Annotated in this window: 14 protein-coding genes and 1 tRNA gene; 5 read left to right on the top strand and 10 right to left on the bottom strand. The window is 54.6% G+C overall.

The genetic code is table 11. The annotated features are described in order from the left end of the window. The first annotated feature begins 224 nt into the window (after nucleotides 1–224). Nucleotides 225–1,175 (top strand): type I pantothenate kinase, encoded by a 951-nt coding sequence (gene coaA / locus EoCCA6_RS12975; RefSeq protein ID WP_152082997.1) that lies wholly within the window; start codon nucleotides 225–227, stop codon nucleotides 1,173–1,175. A gap of 42 nt (nucleotides 1,176–1,217) precedes the next feature. Here coaA and dppF read toward each other — a convergent pair whose 3' ends face one another. The 9 genes from dppF to EoCCA6_RS12925 all read right to left on the bottom strand — a co-directional run bounded on the left by dppF (nucleotide 1,218) and on the right by EoCCA6_RS12925 (nucleotide 11,804). Next, nucleotides 1,218–2,231: a dipeptide ABC transporter ATP-binding subunit DppF gene (dppF, locus tag EoCCA6_RS12970; protein ID WP_152082996.1), complete on the bottom strand. Its 1,014-nt coding sequence runs from the start codon at nucleotides 2,229–2,231 to the stop codon at nucleotides 1,218–1,220. Further along, nucleotides 2,228–3,211 (bottom strand): dipeptide ABC transporter ATP-binding protein, encoded by a 984-nt coding sequence (gene dppD, locus EoCCA6_RS12965; protein WP_148421546.1) that lies wholly within the window; start codon nucleotides 3,209–3,211, stop codon nucleotides 2,228–2,230. Before dppD ends, dppF begins: the two co-directional genes overlap by 4 nt. Nucleotides 3,212–3,221: 10 nt before the next feature. Then, entirely contained in the window at nucleotides 3,222–4,124 is a 903-nt protein-coding gene (gene dppC / locus EoCCA6_RS12960) for a dipeptide ABC transporter permease DppC (protein WP_152082995.1), read from the bottom strand. Nucleotides 4,125–4,133: 9 nt separating this feature from the next. Further along, a complete protein-coding gene (gene dppB, locus EoCCA6_RS12955; protein ID WP_152082994.1) occupies nucleotides 4,134–5,153 on the bottom strand; it encodes a dipeptide ABC transporter permease DppB in 1,020 nt (339 codons plus the stop codon). A 176-nt stretch (nucleotides 5,154–5,329) separates the two neighbouring features. Next, nucleotides 5,330–6,937 carry a dipeptide ABC transporter periplasmic-binding protein DppA gene (gene dppA / locus EoCCA6_RS12945; protein ID WP_152082993.1) on the bottom strand — a complete coding sequence of 536 codons (1,608 nt, stop codon included), beginning with the start codon at nucleotides 6,935–6,937 and terminating at the stop codon, nucleotides 5,330–5,332. 620 nt (nucleotides 6,938–7,557) lie between these two features. After that, a tRNA-Pro gene (locus tag EoCCA6_RS12940) sits at nucleotides 7,558–7,634 on the bottom strand. A gap of 91 nt (nucleotides 7,635–7,725) precedes the next feature. Then, nucleotides 7,726–9,417, bottom strand: a complete 1,692-nt coding sequence (eptB, locus tag EoCCA6_RS12935; protein ID WP_152082992.1) for a kdo(2)-lipid A phosphoethanolamine 7''-transferase — start codon at nucleotides 9,415–9,417, stop codon at nucleotides 7,726–7,728. Nucleotides 9,418–9,676: 259 nt separating this feature from the next. Next, the gene (locus EoCCA6_RS12930) at nucleotides 9,677–10,879 is read right to left on the bottom strand and encodes an L-lactate MFS transporter (protein WP_152082991.1); all 1,203 of its coding nucleotides are present in this window, start codon (nucleotides 10,877–10,879) and stop codon (nucleotides 9,677–9,679) included. 220 nt (nucleotides 10,880–11,099) lie between these two features. Then, nucleotides 11,100–11,804: an autotransporter domain-containing protein gene (locus EoCCA6_RS12925; RefSeq protein ID WP_152082990.1), complete on the bottom strand. Its 705-nt coding sequence runs from the start codon at nucleotides 11,802–11,804 to the stop codon at nucleotides 11,100–11,102. Nucleotides 11,805–11,966: 162 nt separating this feature from the next. Here EoCCA6_RS12925 and tag point away from each other — a divergent pair, with 162 nt between their 5' ends. Both tag and EoCCA6_RS12915 read left to right on the top strand, forming a co-directional pair. Then, on the top strand, nucleotides 11,967–12,548 hold the full coding sequence (gene tag, locus EoCCA6_RS12920; RefSeq protein ID WP_152082989.1) for a DNA-3-methyladenine glycosylase I: 582 nt from the start codon (nucleotides 11,967–11,969) through the stop codon (nucleotides 12,546–12,548). Further along, nucleotides 12,526–12,972: an N-acetyltransferase gene (locus tag EoCCA6_RS12915; RefSeq protein ID WP_152084449.1), complete on the top strand. Its 447-nt coding sequence runs from the start codon at nucleotides 12,526–12,528 to the stop codon at nucleotides 12,970–12,972. Before tag ends, EoCCA6_RS12915 begins: the two co-directional genes overlap by 23 nt. On the opposite strand, the gene EoCCA6_RS12910 is transcribed toward EoCCA6_RS12915, so the two are convergent. Next, nucleotides 12,935–15,214, bottom strand: coding sequence for a molybdopterin guanine dinucleotide-containing S/N-oxide reductase (locus EoCCA6_RS12910; RefSeq protein ID WP_232623283.1), 2,280 nt, complete (start codon nucleotides 15,212–15,214; stop codon nucleotides 12,935–12,937). The two genes, EoCCA6_RS12915 and EoCCA6_RS12910, sit on opposite strands and share 38 nt — an antisense overlap. A 212-nt stretch (nucleotides 15,215–15,426) precedes the next feature. On the opposite strand from EoCCA6_RS12910, the gene EoCCA6_RS12905 reads away from it, so the two are divergent. Both EoCCA6_RS12905 and EoCCA6_RS12900 read left to right on the top strand, forming a co-directional pair. Next, nucleotides 15,427–16,089 (top strand): OmpA family lipoprotein, encoded by a 663-nt coding sequence (locus EoCCA6_RS12905; RefSeq protein WP_152082987.1) that lies wholly within the window; start codon nucleotides 15,427–15,429, stop codon nucleotides 16,087–16,089. A 179-nt stretch (nucleotides 16,090–16,268) separates the two neighbouring features. After that, nucleotides 16,269–17,285, top strand: a complete 1,017-nt coding sequence (locus EoCCA6_RS12900) for a LacI family DNA-binding transcriptional regulator (protein ID WP_152082986.1) — start codon at nucleotides 16,269–16,271, stop codon at nucleotides 17,283–17,285. Nucleotides 17,286–17,376 lie beyond the last annotated feature (91 nt).

The following is a 17,376-nucleotide window of genomic DNA, read 5'->3' as shown; positions in this document are numbered from 1 at the left end:
GCTGAACGCTGTAAATTCACTCATCTGCGGTCAAATATTCAGCATGAAAGTCCGATTTACACCGTATATACCGTAGCGTGATGACTCACGCGTAAAGCATCGCTTTCCCATATTTTTTCTTATTATTCCTGTCATCTGGTGTTAACCTCCTGCCCATTGTCCAAAATTAACTATGTGATGAGCCATGACCCGGCTGTATTGTGCTGGCTCACAGAAGCATGCTTATGAGCAAAAAAGAGCAAACGTTAATGACACCTTATCTTCAGTTTAACCGCAGCCAGTGGGCTGCCCTGCGTGACTCCGTCCCTATGACGCTGACGGAAGGTGAAATCGCGCGGTTGAAAGGGATAAATGAAGATTTGTCGCTGGAAGAGGTAGCAGAGATTTACTTACCGCTATCTCGCTTGCTTAACTTCTATATTAGCTCCAACCTGCGCCGCCAGGCGGTACTGGAGCAATTCCTCGGCACTAACGGCCAACGTATTCCTTATATCATCAGCATTGCGGGCAGCGTGGCGGTGGGCAAAAGCACCACAGCACGCGTATTGCAGGCATTGCTGAGCCGCTGGCCCGAGCACCGCAGCGTGGAGCTGATCACCACCGACGGCTTTTTGCATCCGAACGAAGTATTAAAAGAACGCGGTCTGATGAAGAAGAAGGGCTTCCCGCTCTCCTATGATATGCACCGCCTGGTGAAATTCGTCTCTGACCTGAAATCGGGTGCGCCTAACGTCACCGCGCCAGTTTATTCACACCTGATTTACGACCGCATCCCGGACGGCGACAAAACGGTTGTGCAGCCGGACATCCTGATTCTGGAAGGGTTAAACGTCCTGCAAAGCGGAATGGATTATCCTCACGACCCACATCACGTGTTTGTTTCCGACTTCGTCGATTTCTCTATATATGTTGATGCACCGGAAGATTTGCTGCAGAGCTGGTATATCAACCGCTTCCTGAAGTTCCGCGAAGGGGCCTTCACCGATCCTGACTCTTACTTCCACAACTACGCTCAGCTCTCTGAAGAAGAGGCAATCAACGTGGCAACAGGTCTGTGGAATGAGATCAACTACGTGAACCTGAAAGAGAACATTCTGCCGACGCGCGAGCGCGCGAGCCTGATCCTCACCAAGAGTGAAAAACACGCTGTCGACCAGATTCGTTTGCGGAAATAACGGAGCAGACATAAAAAACCGGCTTAACGCCGGTTTTTTTGTTTATGCATGCGGCTTCTCGCCGTTTTCATCCTGATCGACCGCGAAGCAGGCCACCAGTTGCCCACCGTAATCCTTCAGCTGTGGCTGTAGCTGTGTACATGGACCAAAGCGACGACGGCAGCGGGCGTTGAACGCACAGCCCGGAGGCGGATTTAACGGGCTTGGCAGTTCACCGGTCAGCTTAATGCGCTCACGTCGATCGTCCGGATTCAGGCGCGGAGTTGCTGACAGCAGTGCCTGGGTATACGGATGGCGAGGGTTATTAAAGATCTGGTCCTTCGTCCCCTTCTCCACACAGCGCCCCAGATACATCACCATGACTTCATCGGCAATGTGCTCCACCACGGACAAGTCGTGCGAAATAAACACATACGACAGCCCCAGTTCCTGCTGCAGATCCATCATCAGGTTCAGCACCTGCGCACGCACGGAAACGTCGAGCGCCGAAACCGGTTCATCGGCAATCACCACGTCCGGGTCAAGCATCAGACCACGGGCGATGGCGATACGCTGACGCTGACCGCCGGAGAACATATGCGGGTAGCGATCGTAATGCTCGGTTTTCAGGCCGACTTTCGCCATCATCGCCAGCGCTTTTTCACGACGCTGTTCTTTGCTGAGATTACTGTTAATCAGCAGCGGCTCTTCCAGAATCTGCCCCACTTTTTTACGCGGGTTCAGGGAACCGTACGGGTTCTGGAACACAATCTGGATTTTCTGGCGACGCAGTTTCTGCGCCTGTGGATCGTGCTTGAGCAGATCCTGCCCCTGATAATAAAGCTCACCGCCCGTCGGAACTTCAATCATCGTCAGCAGACGTCCCAGCGTAGACTTCCCACAGCCAGATTCTCCCACCACTGCCAGCGTTTTACCGCGTTCGAGCGTAAAGGAGACGCCATCCAGCGCTTTGACCAGGCGCTCAGGGGCAAACAACCCCTTCTTCACCGGGTAGTGTTTTTTCAGGTCGATGGCCTGCAACAGCAGTTGTTGCGTGGCGGCCTGTTGCGTACTCATAGTGTTGGCCTCCCGGCATCATCGAGTGGGTAATGGCATTTCGACTGGCGGCCGTCTGCCAGCAGGTTAAGCTCTGGCTCTTCCGCACGGCATTTATCCGTCGCATACGGGCAGCGCGGGTTAAGCAGACAGCCCTGCGGGCGGTCATATTTACCCGGTACGACACCCGGCAGCGACGCCAGGCGCGCTTTATCCTGGGCGAACTCCGGCAGTGCGCGCAAAAGCGCCTGCGTATACGGATGACGCGGCGCGCGGAAGATATCGTGCGAACTGCCGGTCTCCACCACCTGCCCTGCATACATCACGATGATTTTATGTGCCGCTTCAGCCACCAGCGCCAGGTCGTGCGTAATCAGCACCAGCGCCATGTTCTCTTTCTGCTGCAGTTCCAGCAGTAACTCAATGATTTGCGCCTGGATAGTTACGTCCAGCGCCGTCGTCGGTTCATCCGCAATCAGCAGCTTTGGTCGACAGGCAATTGCCATCGCGATCATCACGCGCTGGCTCATCCCGCCTGACAACTGGTGCGGGTAAACGTCCAGACGCGAGGCCGGGTCAGGAATCCCCACCTGCGTCAGCAGATCGATAGCGCGCTGACGACGGGTTTTCTTGTTGCCGCCCTGGTGCACCTTAATCGCTTCCATAATCTGGAAGCCGACGGTGTAGCACGGGTTCAGGCTGGTCATCGGGTCCTGGAAGATCATCGCCACTTCCGCGCCCACCAGCTGGCGGCGCTGTTTTTCGGAAATGCGCTTCAGATCCTGCCCGTTAAATTCCAGGCTTTCCGCCATCACGCGGCCTGGATAATCAATCAGCCCCATAATCGCCAGAGAACTGACAGACTTACCGGAACCCGACTCCCCGACGATACCGACCACTTCACCCTGATTTACGCTGTAACTAATGCGGTCCACGGCGCGAAACGGTGTGCCTTCATCGCCGAAGTGCACCGATAATTTATCTACATTTAATAACGCCATCTCGTGCCTCTTACTGCTTCAGTTTGGGATCAAGTGCATCACGCAGACCATCACCCATCAGGTTAAATGCCAGCACCGTCAGTAGAATCGCCAGACCAGGGAAGGTGACGACCCACCAGGCGCTTTGCGCGAACTGCAACACGTCGGAGAGCATGGTGCCCCACTCCGGTGTCGGCGGCTGCGCACCCATGCCAAGGAAGCCAAGAGCGGCCATATCGAGAATGGCGTTAGAGAAACCGAGCGACGCCTGAACAATCAGCGGCGCAAGGCAGTTAGGGAAAATGTTAACAAACATCTGACGCATCGCCCCGGCACCCGCCACGCGGGAAGCGGTAACGTAATCGCGGTTCACTTCCACCAGCACAGCGGCACGCGTTAAGCGCACGTAGTGAGGCAGTGCCACAAAGGTCAGCGCTAATGCCGCGTTACCGATCGACGGGCCGAAGATGGCCACCAGCACCAGTGCCAGAAGCAGGCTCGGCAGCGCCAGCATGATGTCGACAATACGCATGATGATGTTATCAACGATACCGCCGAAGTAGCCTGCCACCAGGCCGAGTACGATACCCATCACCAGCGACAACACCACCACCAGGCAGCCGACCAGCAGCGACAGACGCGCGCCGTACATCAGACGCGACAGCACATCGCGGCCCACATCGTCCGTCCCCAGCAGGTGCGTCAGGCTACCGCCATCCTGCCAGGCAGGGGGCGCGAGCAGCGCATCGCGGAACTGATCTGCCGGGTTATACGGTGCCAGAAAGTTCGCAAACACCGCAATCAGGATCATGATGGAAACATACACCAGCCCTACTACCGCGCCTTTGTTACGCTTGAAGTAGTGCCAGAACTCCTGCAGCGGCGTCATAGGGACCGGTGCAGCGACCACTTTATTTTCAGAAACGTGTGACATGATGGCCCCTTACTTCTTATGACGAATACGCGGGTTCACCACGCCGTACAGCAAATCGACCAGCAGGTTGACGAGGATAATCATCGTCGCCACCAGCAGTACCCCGCCCTGCACCACCGGATAGTCACGGCGTTGCAGTGCATCAATCAGCCAGCGCCCCAGGCCCGGCCAGGAGAAGATGGTCTCGGTCAGAATCGCCCCCGCCAGCAGTGTCCCCACCTGCAGGCCGATAACGGTCACCACCGGCAGCATCGCGTTACGCAAAGCGTGAACGATGATGACGCGCATGCGGGTTAACCCTTTGGCGCGCGCGGTACGGATGTAATCTTCACCCAGCACTTCCAGCATGGAAGAACGGGTCATACGCACGATAACCGCCAGAGGAATGGTGCCCAGCACCATCGCAGGCAGGATCATGTGCGCGACGGCATCAATAAAGTTGCCCTCTTCGCCCCAGATGGCCGTGTCGATCAGCATAAAGCCGGTTAACGGATTGGTATCATCAAGGAAGACCATATCGCTGACGCGCCCGGAGACCGGCGTCAGATTCCACTGCACCGACACCAGCATGATCAGCATCATGCCCCACCAGAAGATAGGCATGGAGTAACCGGTCAGCGCCAGGCCAACGGCCGTGTGGTCGAAAATAGAACCGCGCTTAACGGCGGCCAGTACGCCAACGGGAATACCCACCGCGGTCGCAAAAATCATGGCGCAGATGCCCAGTTCCAGCGTCGCTTTAAAACGCGGCACGAACTCGTCCCACACCGGAAGACGGCTTTTCAGTGAAAGCCCTAAGTCGCCGTGCATAACGCCCCAAATATAATGGAGGTACTGCTGCCACATCGGCTTATCCAGGCCGAGTTCAGCCAGCAGTTGCGCATGGCGTTCAGGGGAGATACCACGCTCGCCCGCCATAATCATTACCGGGTCGCCGGGGATCATATGGACGAAGGCAAAAGTGAGAAGGGTGATACCGATAAACGTGGGGATGACAAGTCCCAGACGTCGGAGGATGAACTGCAACATAACCCGGATTCTCTCTGATGACGCACGACAATGGCGTGACGTCTGTATTGCTCACAAATCTTATTCCCTCCCCTTTCAGAGAGGGAATAAAGCACTGCTGCCGGGTGGCGCTACGCTTACCCGGCCTACATACCGTAGGCCAGTGCAAGCGCAGCGCCGCCTGGCGTTGCTTTTAATTATTCAACCGATACGTTTTCGAAGTGGTGTTTGCCCAGCGGATCAACCACGTAGCCTTTCACTTCTTTGCGCACTGGTTCGTACACGGTGGAGTGAGCAACAATCAGCGCCGGAGCCTGATCGTGCATAACAACCTGAGCCTGCTTGTACAGTTCAATACGTTTGTTGTGATCGTCGGTCGCACGCGCCGGCTGGATCAGGTCTTCAAACGGCTTGTAGCACCAGCGAGAGTAGTTGGAACCGTCTTTCGCAGCCGCACAGCTGAACAGCGTTGCGAAGAAGTTGTCCGGGTCCCCGTTGTCGCCGGTCCAGCCCATCATCACCGCCTGGTGTTCACCCGCTTTGGCGCGTTTCAGATATTCGCCCCACTCGTAGGTCACGATCTTGGCCTGAACGCCAATCTTCGCCCAGTCAGCCTGAACCATTTCCGCCATGCGGCGTGCGTTCGGGTTGTACGGACGCTGTACTGGCATCGCCCACAGCTCAACGGTAAAGCCTTTGTCCTGGCCTGCTTCTTTCAGCAGCGCTTTCGCTTTCTCAGGATCGTAGGTGTAGTCTTTAACGTCGTCGTTATAGCCCCACATGGTTGGTGGGATCAGGTTCTTAGCAGCGATGCCTGCACCCTGGTAAACCGCTTTGATGATCGCGTCTTTGTTCACCGCATAAGTCAGCGCCTGACGCACTTTCACGTCATCAAACGGTTTCTTCTCGGTGTTGAAGGAGAGGTAGCCCACGTTCAGGCCCGCCTGCTCCAGCAGGTTGATGTTCTTATCCTGCTTCATACGCGCGATGTCAGCCGGGTTCGGGTATGGCATAACCTGGCATTCGTTTTTCTGCAGTTTTGCGTAACGTACTGATGCGTCAGGTGTGATAGAGAATACCAGACGGTCGATCTGCGGCTTGGTGCCCCAGAAACCGTCAAATGCTTTGTACAGAATGCGGGAATCTTTCTGGTATTGCAGCAGCTGGAACGGGCCAGTCCCGATTGGGTTCAGGTCCACTTTTTCCGGCGTGCCCGCTTTCAGCATGTTATCCGCATACTCTTTAGAGAGAATAGAAGCGAAGTCCATGGCCAGGTCAGCCAGGAATGGCGCTTCCGGGCGCGTCAGCACGAACTGAACGGTTTTATCGTCCACTTTTTTCACTTCGGAGATCAGGTCCGGCAGACCCATCCCTTCGAAGTATTCATAGCTGCCGCCAGACACTTTGTGGTACGGGTTTTGCGCGTTTTTCTGACGATCGAAGGAGAACACCACGTCGTCGGCGTTAAAGTCACGCGTAGGTTTAAATTCTTTGCTGTCCTGCCACTTCACGCCCTGGCGCAGGTGGAAGGTATAGGTTTTACCGTCTTCGCTGACCTCCCATTTCTCCGCCAGACCCGGAATCACTTCCGTAGTACCGATTTTGAATTCAACCAGACGGTTATAAATAGGTACAGAGCTTGCGTCGTACGTTGTACCAGAGGTAAAGAGCTGTGGGTTAAAGCCTTCCGGCGAGCCTTCAGAACAGTAAACCAGGGTTTTTGCCTGTACGCTTGCTGCGACGGTCATAGCCACCAGGCTCAGACCAAGTTTCAGCATCCCTGACTTCTTCAAGGAAATACTCATTATTCTGCTCCAATGTGATGTTTTGCTTTGTTGTGTTACGCCGCCTGACCTTTATTTATTTTTTACCCGGTCCGGTCGGTGATGCCCGAAGGCGTTAAAGGGATGGAGAATCCTTTCAGAAGAGCGTTAGAGTTGCAGCGCAGATCGTCCCTGAAATGCCCCTCGTGCCCTACAATCTGTCAACAGAATGTGAAAACGTCAATACAGGTGACGGGGATTTACGCTGAGTGTGAGAAACCGCAAACAAAGATTAAAAAAACCTTTGATGCCAGTTTTCAGCAGGGAAATTTATGCTACTCGCTATGTTGCAGCACAACTCTCTTCATATTTCGCAACAATCAGTGATTAACTTTTATTCAGATTGGGTAAATTTTCTTGCAGAATGGTGATTATCTGAGCACTAAATTCCGCGAACGTTAAAACGCACAGCGAAAAATGCTGAGGTTATCCATAAGCAACGCGAAAAAAGATCAATCTATATATAAAAAAATACAATGGATTATGTCACAAAATCGTTAACAGGCAGGGTGAAGCAAGGCTAAAGGGTATTTTGGTGAATCGGGGCGGGTAAATGTTTAATGCAAAAAGGGCTAACCTTTCGGCTAGCCCTTTTCTGAATGTGGTCGGCGAGAGAGGATTCGAACCTCCGACCCACTGGTCCCAAACCAGTTGCGCTACCAAGCTGCGCTACTCGCCGAATGCGGAGCGCATCTTACTGCTGAGGTGCGCCCCCGTCAATCCCTTAATTTAAAAAAGCCATTCAACTGGCGATAATCTCGCCAGACGCGCTACTGCGCGGCTTTCGCGGCGTTATCAGGGAGCTTACACCAGTTGTTATTTTCGTTAATCCCACCGTCTGGTGAGGTATAACCCAGGCAGCCTAAAATGGTGTCGTACAGTTCAACGTGACGACGTGGCACCTTCATATCCGCCTCTTTCTTCAGGTGCGCAAACATCTTCGCTTTCTCCGGGTCTTCCAGGTACTTATCAGACATCCACACCATCATCGGTACGCGGAACTGCTCTGGCGGTGCCATCTTGCGTGGCGTGCCGTGCAGGTGCTCGTATTCATTAATAGACTCACCGTGATCGGCGGCGTAGAACACAATCGCTTTCTTATCACGCACCTGGTCAATCACCGAATCGATAAAGTGATCGACATACATCACGGAGTTATCGTAGGAGTTAATCAACTGCTCTTTGGTGCAGTCTTTATCCACGCCAACACACTCCGGCGTCCATTTGGCGAAGCTGCGCGGATACCGCTGGGTGTAATTAAAGTGCGACCCTTTAGTGTGCAGGATAATCATGTGCTTACCCTCCGGGTTGCCGTTCAGCGAATTTTTCATCTCGTCGATCAGCAGCATGTCATCCACGCTTTTACCGCGGTTGCGCGGCTCAGCGCCAATCTGCTCGCGGTAGGCGATGTTTTTCGCCATGGTATTGCTGTAGAACCACATCTCGCTTTGCATCGCATACAGGTCAGAGGTAAATCCGAGCTGATGGAGCACCGAGAAAACGTTCTGCTCTTTCAATGTACGCTGCGGGTTATCGCTCGCCCCGCCCTCGCGCACGAACATACAGCGTAAGGAGAGCTTTGTGGCGGTATCACAGGAGTAGCCGCGATAGGCAACCAGGTTTTTCTCCTGCGCCAGCTTTGGCGTGGTGTCGCGGTCATAGCCCAGAAGCCCCATATGATCCCAGCGGGTAGTTTCACCGATAATAAAGACCACGTAGGTGTCGTCGATATCCTTCGGCGCTTCATAGGTAAACTTCTTCGCCGGGTTCATCAGCGATTTGTTGTCAGAGGATTCATCTACCTGCGCCCACGCATATAACCCCAGCGCGGAGATCCAGTTAGACGGCAGATACGAGTTGGCAACCACGCCGCCATAGCTTGGCATATCCACGCCTGAGGTTCGTTCGTCGTACTTTTGCTTCACTTCCAGCAGACGAATCGGCCCCCAGACCATCAACCCCGCCAGCAGCACCAGCGCGACGCTACGGAAGCGTTTCCCTGGCGTGCGGATTTGGTGTACCAGGGTATACCGGCAGCGATTGCTCCAGATAAGCAGTAACGGCAGTGCGCTGACAGCCACCAGCCAGAGAACAAAATGCAGGCCAACCACCTCTTTGGAGAGGTCGATATCCGTGGTCATCACCGAGGCAATAATGCCATAGCCAATCACCACGTTCATAAAGGTCATATAATAGCTGGCACCTGCCGAACACAGGACAATCAACGAGGCCAGCACCCGCCATACGCGGCGGCCAAACAGAGTGAGAAGTCGGAGTAAGAAGAAGGTGACCAGTACCGCAGCGACCAGTTCGACAACCGCTGCAATTCCTTTCCAGACGGTAAAATCTTGCGCGTAACCGTCAAACCGACGGAAAAAAACTGCGCCATTCATAAACAGGCCGATGTACAACGCCAGCAAAAAGCAGAGCTTTTGTTGCGCCATCGATTTAATGTATTTCATGCAAGCTACCCGGAAAAAGGGACAGTACCGCCGTCCACCTCTCTAAGAAGTGAACAGATTAGATATTCGCTCAGGGGATCGTTATAAGAAACGTCTACAAGCGTGGTAAGTAGACCACAGCGAAGAGAAAAAGTGGCAGCAGAGAGTGTGATCGGAACAGTTATTTACAAAAAAGCAAATCCGTAAGCCGACAATTTTGGTTAAGTAGCGGTTTTCCAGACAATAAAAAGGCCGGTAACCCGGCCTTTTTCACTGCTAATTACGCATGCGCTTCATTAAACACATCCCGCTGCGGCTGGCGAATGGTGGTCGACAGCGCCAGAGAAAGAATCAACAGAGCAAATATCACGCAGAACGTTACGTAGAACCCACCGAATAAGGAGGCAATAAGCGAACCGCAGATGCTGCCGATGCCAAAGCCCAGGTAAATCACACCGTAGTTTTTCGCCAGATTATTCAGGCCGAAGAATTCACTCACCAGCGACGGGAAGACGGTAATTGTGCCACCGAAGTTAAAGGCCACACAGGCGATCGCGGCAAAGAATGTTGCCTCGTTCAGTGGGGCAAACAGCAGCGCCGCCATGCCCACCAGTGACACCACCTGCCCCAGCGTAATGACGCGAATACGGGCGATTTTATCAGACAGAATACCCAGCACCAGGCGGCCAGAGAGGTTGGCGATGGAGATGACGGTGACCGCATTGGCCGCCGTGAGCGCATCCAGTTTCACCATCCCCTGAGCAATATCTTTCGCCACGCCAATCACATACAGGCCGCTCATGCAGGCGGTCAGGAACATCACTGCCAGCATCCAGTACTGTGGTTTACGCATGGACTGCGCAAGAGTGAAATCATTTTCCACCACGCCGTTAACGGATTTCACTTCCTGCTGCGGCGCATCTTTCATCAGGGCTGCGCCAAACAGAATCATCACCAGAACAATAACGCCCCAGATCATGAATGTTTTCTCAAGACCCACCGAGGCCAGCAGTTGGGAATCGATAAATTTGAACCCGAGGCTGCCCAGGCCATAAGAGCCAATCGCAAACGCGGAGATCAAACCTTTACGTTCCGGGAACCACTTCACACAGTTTGACAGCGTCAGCAGGTAACCGGCACCGTCTGCCAGCCCCACCAGCACGCCTGCACTCAGCCACAGCATCAGCAGGTTGTTTGAATGCGCCGTCAGGAAAAAGCCCACGCCTAACAAAATGCCAGAAGCCATGGTCACGCGCTTCACGCCGAACCGCTCCTGCAGTTTACCGGCAACAGAAGAAGACAACGCTAAACCCAGGCTCAGCAAGCCGAAGGAAAACGCCACCTGGCTGACCGGTGCACCGAGCTTATCGGAAAGCGCACTGTTAAACAGGCTCCAGGTATAGACCGAACCCAGTGCGAACTGGGTAACGATGGTGCCAAATAGCGTCAGCCAACGCGTACGGTTATAAGTTGATGTGTTCATGGCAGTTGTCCTGCAAGAAAAATTAAGGGAATTCGCTGAGGACAACGATAAACAAAACCTTAATACGCCTGGGGTAAAACGGCATGAAATGCAGGAGAGACGGAATGAAATGCCTGAAATCGGGAATGAATGACCTTGCCGGGGAATGAAGCGATCAGAGGTTAGTGGATACTATCGCTACAGCTCCCACGGCTATTGTATTCAAGATGTTGGCGTAACGTTAAAAATTCGCACTCACCCCCAGGGTATACATTACCCCTTCGCCCGAAACAGCATTCTCACCTTGAGCAAATGACGCATAAGCCGCCATATGAGGAGTAAACGGTATATCCGTTCCAACGGTGACATCCATCCAGTTCCCGTTCTGCACGAGCGCGGGCGTCTGCGGCATCCCATACTGGGATTTCCACTGGTTTTCACCAAATTGCTGGTTATAGCTAATCTGCGCCCACGGACGAAGTTCGCCATACCGGGTATCGACACGCCAGCCGAGTGAGCTGACGCTGGCATGCCAGAGAGGGTCGGTCAGCGACTGCGTGGTCACCGTATCGCCAAATTCGTTCATCATTGATGGCGTGGTACCATCGTAACGCCATGCCATCACCGGTCCGGTCGTGGTATGACGCAGCACGGGGAAATTCCAGCCCACACTCAGGGCACCGGAGGCATCCTCAGCCAACCCGGAGGGAACATTCAGGGCGAATCCCACCGTATTCTGTGAGCTGTTAATACGCTCTGCCAGAATATCCTCATAACGCGGTTGGTGATCGGCGTCCCATGTATAACGTTCCGCCATATTACTTTGTGCGTCTGAAACGATATATTCCTGTTGCCAGGCAGAAGCTGTGTTAGAAAAAAGCACGCAGGCTGAAATACCCACCAGGCCAAAAACAGCGTGGCGACCACTGAACTTTTTTATCATCATCAACGCGACTCCAGAAAGAGCCGAATTCGGCGACATTTGTCATTGTTAAGGAAGAGAGATGAGGGCATATAGCCCTGTATTAACTATTGTCTCTTTAGCAGACACGTCAAGCCAGGCAGATTGAAAATTTTGCGGTTTCAGGATCAATAAGGGAGATAACCTATGCAACGTTGCGGCTGGGTAAGCCAGGATCAGCTCTATATCGACTATCACGATCGGGAATGGGGCGTGCCAGAAACTGACGGCAAAAAACTCTTTGAGATGATCTGCCTGGAAGGGCAGCAGGCCGGGCTGTCGTGGATTACTGTTCTGAAAAAGCGGGAGAACTACCGCGCAGCCTTCCGGCAGTTTGATCCCGTCGCGGTCGCCGCGATGACCGACGAAGACGTTGAAAAGCTACTCCTGAATGCCGGAATCATCCGCCATCGCGGAAAAATTCAGGCGATTATCGGTAACGCGCGCGCATACCTGGCGATGGAACAAAACGGCGAGCCCTTTTCAGAATTTGTCTGGTCCTTTGTCGATAACGACCCGAAAGTAACACAAGCCGCCACGCTTGCGGAGATCCCAACGTCAACTCCCGCCTCTGATGCGCTCTCGAAAGCCCTGAAAAAGCGCGGCTTTAAGTTTGTTGGCAGCACCATCTGTTACTCCTTTATGCAGGCCTGTGGTCTGGTAAATGACCACATCACAGGTTGCTTCTGTCATCCTGGGGGCCACCATGATCCGCAAATGGCAAAGTGAGAATACCGCTCCGCTGCTAAGTCTGTGGCTTGAAAGCACCACGGAAGCACATCCGTTTATTGATGCCAGCTACTGGAAAGAGAACGAAGCGATGGTGCGGGACGTATACCTGCCTTCGGCTGAAACCTGGGTCTGGGACGAGGCTGGAAAACCGTGCGGATTTATCAGCGTGATGCACTCCCAGTTTGTCGGCGCGCTGTTTGTCGCTCCGGCGTTCATCGGGAAGGGGATCGGGGGTGCGCTGCTGAACCATGTACAGCAGCACTACCCGTATTTAAGCCTGGAGGTGTATCAGAAAAACGTTCGGGCGGTGAATTTCTATCATGCACAGGGCTTTCGCATCGAAGACAGCGCCTGGCAGGATGATACTCAACACCCGACGTGGATCATGAGCTGGCAGGCGGATCAAACGCCGTTAACTTAAGCTCTGGCCCCTTATACTTCTCAACCCATGCCAGCGCGGTGTTTCCGGCGCAGCCATTCCCCAGCTTCGAGCTGGGGAGATCTTTGGTCAGCACGTTCACCGCCCCGTTTTTACAAATCCCGCCTTCGCTCAGTTCCAGATCCGGCCATGCCCCCTGGTGAATGCAGAGCACGCCGGGCCGAATTCCATCGCTTACCACTGCCCCCGCCAGCACTTGTCCACGCGGGTTCCAGACGCGCACCACGTCTCCGTCGACAATCCCACGCGCTTTTGCATCCTCGGTATTCAGGATAATCGGCTCACGTCCGGCAACGGCATATTGCTCACGCAGCGACGAATAGTTGAGCTGGCTGTGCAGACGATGTGCCGGGTGGGCAGACAGCACCTGTAGCTGCTCCGGCTGCGCATTGCCATGCCATTCGTCCGGCTCCAGCCATTTTGGATGTGGCGGACAATCGACATAGCCAAAGCTGGCGATGCGCTGGCTGTAAATCTCAATTTTCCCGCTCTCGGTTTTCAGCGGATGGGCTTGCGGGTCGCGGCGGAAATCAGCAAACCGGACAAACTGCGCGTTCTGCTCGCTTTCCGGCATTTCGAAAATCTCATTCGCTTCCCAGAATTGGGCAAATGGCGGCAACGTTACACCCTGCGCAGCACCGCGCTGGCCGGCAATCTCGTAAAACGTTTCCAGCCACTCCAGATCCGTTTTGCCCTCGGTGAAGCGCTCACGACCGCCCGGCTCCCAGAGTTCGCTCAGGTCGGCAAAGACGTCTAAATCATCACGCGCTTCATCACGGGGGGCCACGACGCGCTTCATCGGCACCATATGCTGGTTGCTGTAGTCGCCCGTCATGGTGAGATCGTTGCGCTCAAACGAGGTGGTAGCAGGCAGAACGATGTCGGCATGTTTGGCCGAGGCGGTCCAGAAACACTCAGAGATCACCACCAGCTCCGGCTTCTGCCAGGCGCGGATCAGCCGATTGGTGTCCTGATGATGAGTGAAGTTCGCGCCACCGGCCCACCAGACGAAACGGATATCCGGGAAGTGACGATCCAGGCCGTTGTGCTGATAAAATCCGCCTGGATTTTCCAGCGCTTCAACAATGCGCGCTACCGGGATTTTATCCACGGCATCCACGCCGCCCTGCACTGAGCCCTGCATGGAAGCCAGTACCGCGGCTTTACGCGTCGGGTTGCCGCCATTCGCGAAATGATAAGAGAGACCAAAACCGCCGCCCGGCGTGCCAATCTGCCCAAGCATTGCGGCCAGGGTCACCAGCATCCAGTGTTTTTGCTCGCCAAATTGCTGGCGCTGCATTCCCCAGCCGGACATCAGCATGGTGATATTGTTATGGAACACTTCCGCCAGCTCGCGGATTTTATCGGCATCAATGCCGCAAATCTCAGCCGCCCACGCCGCCGTTTTGGCAATACCGTCCGTTTTACCCGTCAGGTAGTCGGCAAATTTGTCATACCCGGTGGTACAACGCGCGAGAAAATCAGTATCCTGCCAGCCATTTTCCACCAGCGTATGGGCGATGCCGAGCATCAACGCCACGTCGGTGCCCATGTGCGGGGCAAGCCACTCGGCACTGTCACCGAGGAACTCCATGGTTTCAGAACGCATCGGGTCAATACAAATAATGCGCTTGCCGCTTTTACGCAGCGCATCGAAATAAGCAATGCCCTGCTCGTCGCTGGCATTCCAGGCAATTTTCAGCGTATTGAGCGGATTGGCGCTCCACAACACCACCACGTCGGTGTGCTTCAGTACCAGCGGCCAGCTGGTCTGCTGCTGATAAACCTCATTACCGCCAACCACATACGGCATGATCGCCTGCGCCGCGCCGGTAGAGTAATCCCCCAGATGTCCGGTATAGCCCCCGGCCAGACTCATATAGCGCTGAAGCAGCGTTGAGGCTTTATGCAGCACGCCGTTAGAGCGCCAGCCATAAGAGCCCGCAAAAATCGACGACGGGCCATAGCTGTCGCGGATACGTTTATGCTGCGCGTGAATCAATGCCAGCGCATCATCCCAGCTTACGCGAACAAACTCATCCTGCCCGCGAATGCCCTGCGGTTTATCTGGCGAGGTCAGAAAACCTTTACGCACCATCGGCCAGCGCACGCGGGTTTTACTGTGCACCTGATCGCGAACGACGGTCTGTAAAGAGTTGGGATGTTGCGTCGGCAACGCCCCGCGGGACGACAGCACATTTTCGCCGTCAGTTTCGACCAGCATCGGCCCCCAGTGGGCGGCGGTCAGAATCGTTTTTGTTGAGGTGCTCAAAGCGTGCGCTCCTGGTTGCGTGCAGGTGGTACAGCCTTCTGTTGAGGCGGTTTATGGTTTGTCACAAATTTCAGAGTTATACCCGGAATTTTCTCCGTATCCGGACGTCATAATCAACTGCCACGCGCGTCGTGGCAAAGAATAAAAAGGATTAAGGAAATAAGATGAAAAAACGTGTACTTGTTATTGCCGCTCTGGTGAGCGGAACCCTGGCTGTTTCTGGCTGCACAACAAACCCTTACACCGGTGAACGTGAAGCGGGTAAATCCGGCATCGGCGCGGGCATCGGCTCGCTGGTAGGGGCAGGCGTTGGTGTCCTCTCCTCGTCTAAGAAAGATCGCGGCAAAGGTGCACTGATTGGCGCAGCGGCAGGCGCAGCACTGGGCGGCGGCGTCGGGTATTACATGGATGTGCAGGAAGCGAAACTGCGCGACAAAATGCAGGGAACAGGCGTGAGCGTCACGCGCAGTGGCGACAACATCATCCTCAATATGCCAAATAACGTCACCTTCGACAGCAGCAGCGCAACGCTGAAACCCGCAGGCGCAAATACCCTGACTGGCGTGGCAATGGTGCTGAAAGAGTACAACAAAACCGCCGTGAATGTGATTGGCTACACCGACAGCACCGGCAGCCAGGATCTGAACATGCGCCTGTCTCAACAGCGCGCCGATTCCGTGGCCAGCTCGCTCATCACTCAGGGCGTTGCGGCAAACCGAATCCGCACCAGCGGGATGGGCCCGGCCAATCCAATCGCCAGCAACAGCACGGCGGAAGGCAAAGCGCAGAACCGCCGCGTTGAAATTACGTTAAGCCCTGTGCAGTAGGTAAAAGCAAAACGGCAACCCCGTTGCCGTTTTTAGTGTTTGCGCCCTCTCCCGTGGGAGAGGGTTGGGGTGAGGGCATCAGACCGCAACCTCCGGTAAGCGCAGCGCCACCGGGCAAATTACTTGATTCAGCAGATTTTCCCGCTAAGGTGTTCTCACTCACTTCAGGGAAATCATCGATGAGCAAATCAACACGGGCCACCATCAGCGACGTGGCGAAAGCCGCAAAAACCGGAAAAACAAGCATTTCGCGCTATCTTAACGGCGAGAAACACCTGCTTTCCGACGCGCTACTGGCTCGTATTGAACAGGCTATTGCCGATCTCGACTACCGTCCCAGCATTATGGCCCGTGGCCTTAAGCGGGGCAGAACCCGCTTAATCGGCCTGATTATCGCTGATATCACCAATCCCTACTCCGTCAACGTGCTGAGCGGTATTGAAGCCGCCTGTCGCGAGAAGGGTTTTACGCCGCTGGTCTGTAACACCAACAACGAAGTCGATCAGGAGCTTCATTATCTGGATCTGCTGCGTAGCTACCAGGTAGAAGGGATCGTGGTTAATGCTGTAGGTATGCGCGAAGAAGGCCTGAACCGCCTGCAACAATCCTCCCTGCCGATGGTGCTTATCGACCGCAAAATCCCGGAATTTGCCTGCGATGTCGTCGGGCTGGATAATACCCAGGCGGCTACCACCGCCACTGAACACCTTATCGAACAGGGTTTCGAAGCCATACTGTTCCTCAGCGAACCGCTGGGCACGGTCAACACCCGTCGCGAGCGCCTGAGCGCATTTCGTGCCACGCTGGAGCGTTATCCCGGCGTGATCGCCGAAAATGCCGAAACACCCCTCCACGAAGCCGACCAGCTTGATAACACCCTGCGTCAGTTCCATACCCGCCACCGCGGCATGCGCAAAGCGGTGATCTCCGCCAACGGTGCTCTCACGCTTCAGGTCGCCCGTTCGCTGAAACGCATTGGCCTGCACTGGGGCAGCGATATTGGTCTGCTGGGTTTTGATGAACTGGAATGGGCCGAGCTGGCGGGCGTGGGCATCACCACCCTGAAACAACCCACCTGGCAAATCGGCTATGCCGCTGTTGAACAAGTGGTTCGCCGCATTGAAGGCGTCAGTGACGCCGTGCGCGAGCAGGTTTTTTCCGGCGAGCTGATCGTTCGCGGCTCTACCGCCCGTTAAATCTCCCTTCGTGACAGCGATCATAAATTCAACATCCCGATCTTTTCTTTGGAACCGGTTCCATCTAGCGTAATACTATCGATTACGCGAT

Source organism: Enterobacter oligotrophicus, from assembly GCF_009176645.1.
GTDB classification, from domain to species: domain Bacteria; phylum Pseudomonadota; class Gammaproteobacteria; order Enterobacterales; family Enterobacteriaceae; genus Enterobacter; species Enterobacter oligotrophicus.
The sequence above is the reverse complement of the archived record's forward strand: the minus strand, read 5'-3'. Positions and strand labels throughout refer to the sequence as shown.

Coding starts and splice junctions, on each gene's coding strand:
- coaA (WP_152082997.1), top strand. CDS start 225: ATGAGCAAAAAAGAGCAAACGTTAATGACACCTTATCTTCAGTTTAAC.
- dppF (WP_152082996.1), bottom strand. CDS start 2,231: ATGAGTACGCAACAGGCCGCCACGCAACAACTGCTGTTGCAGGCCATC.
- dppD (WP_148421546.1), bottom strand. CDS start 3,211: ATGGCGTTATTAAATGTAGATAAATTATCGGTGCACTTCGGCGATGAA.
- dppC (WP_152082995.1), bottom strand. CDS start 4,124: ATGTCACACGTTTCTGAAAATAAAGTGGTCGCTGCACCGGTCCCTATG.
- dppB (WP_152082994.1), bottom strand. CDS start 5,153: ATGTTGCAGTTCATCCTCCGACGTCTGGGACTTGTCATCCCCACGTTT.
- dppA (WP_152082993.1), bottom strand. CDS start 6,937: ATGAGTATTTCCTTGAAGAAGTCAGGGATGCTGAAACTTGGTCTGAGC.
- eptB (WP_152082992.1), bottom strand. CDS start 9,417: ATGAAATACATTAAATCGATGGCGCAACAAAAGCTCTGCTTTTTGCTG.
- EoCCA6_RS12930 (WP_152082991.1), bottom strand. CDS start 10,879: ATGAACACATCAACTTATAACCGTACGCGTTGGCTGACGCTATTTGGC.
- EoCCA6_RS12925 (WP_152082990.1), bottom strand. CDS start 11,804: ATGATGATAAAAAAGTTCAGTGGTCGCCACGCTGTTTTTGGCCTGGTG.
- tag (WP_152082989.1), top strand. CDS start 11,967: ATGCAACGTTGCGGCTGGGTAAGCCAGGATCAGCTCTATATCGACTAT.
- EoCCA6_RS12915 (WP_152084449.1), top strand. CDS start 12,526: ATGATCCGCAAATGGCAAAGTGAGAATACCGCTCCGCTGCTAAGTCTG.
- EoCCA6_RS12910 (WP_232623283.1), bottom strand. CDS start 15,214: ATGCTGGTCGAAACTGACGGCGAAAATGTGCTGTCGTCCCGCGGGGCG.
- EoCCA6_RS12905 (WP_152082987.1), top strand. CDS start 15,427: ATGAAAAAACGTGTACTTGTTATTGCCGCTCTGGTGAGCGGAACCCTG.
- EoCCA6_RS12900 (WP_152082986.1), top strand. CDS start 16,269: ATGAGCAAATCAACACGGGCCACCATCAGCGACGTGGCGAAAGCCGCA.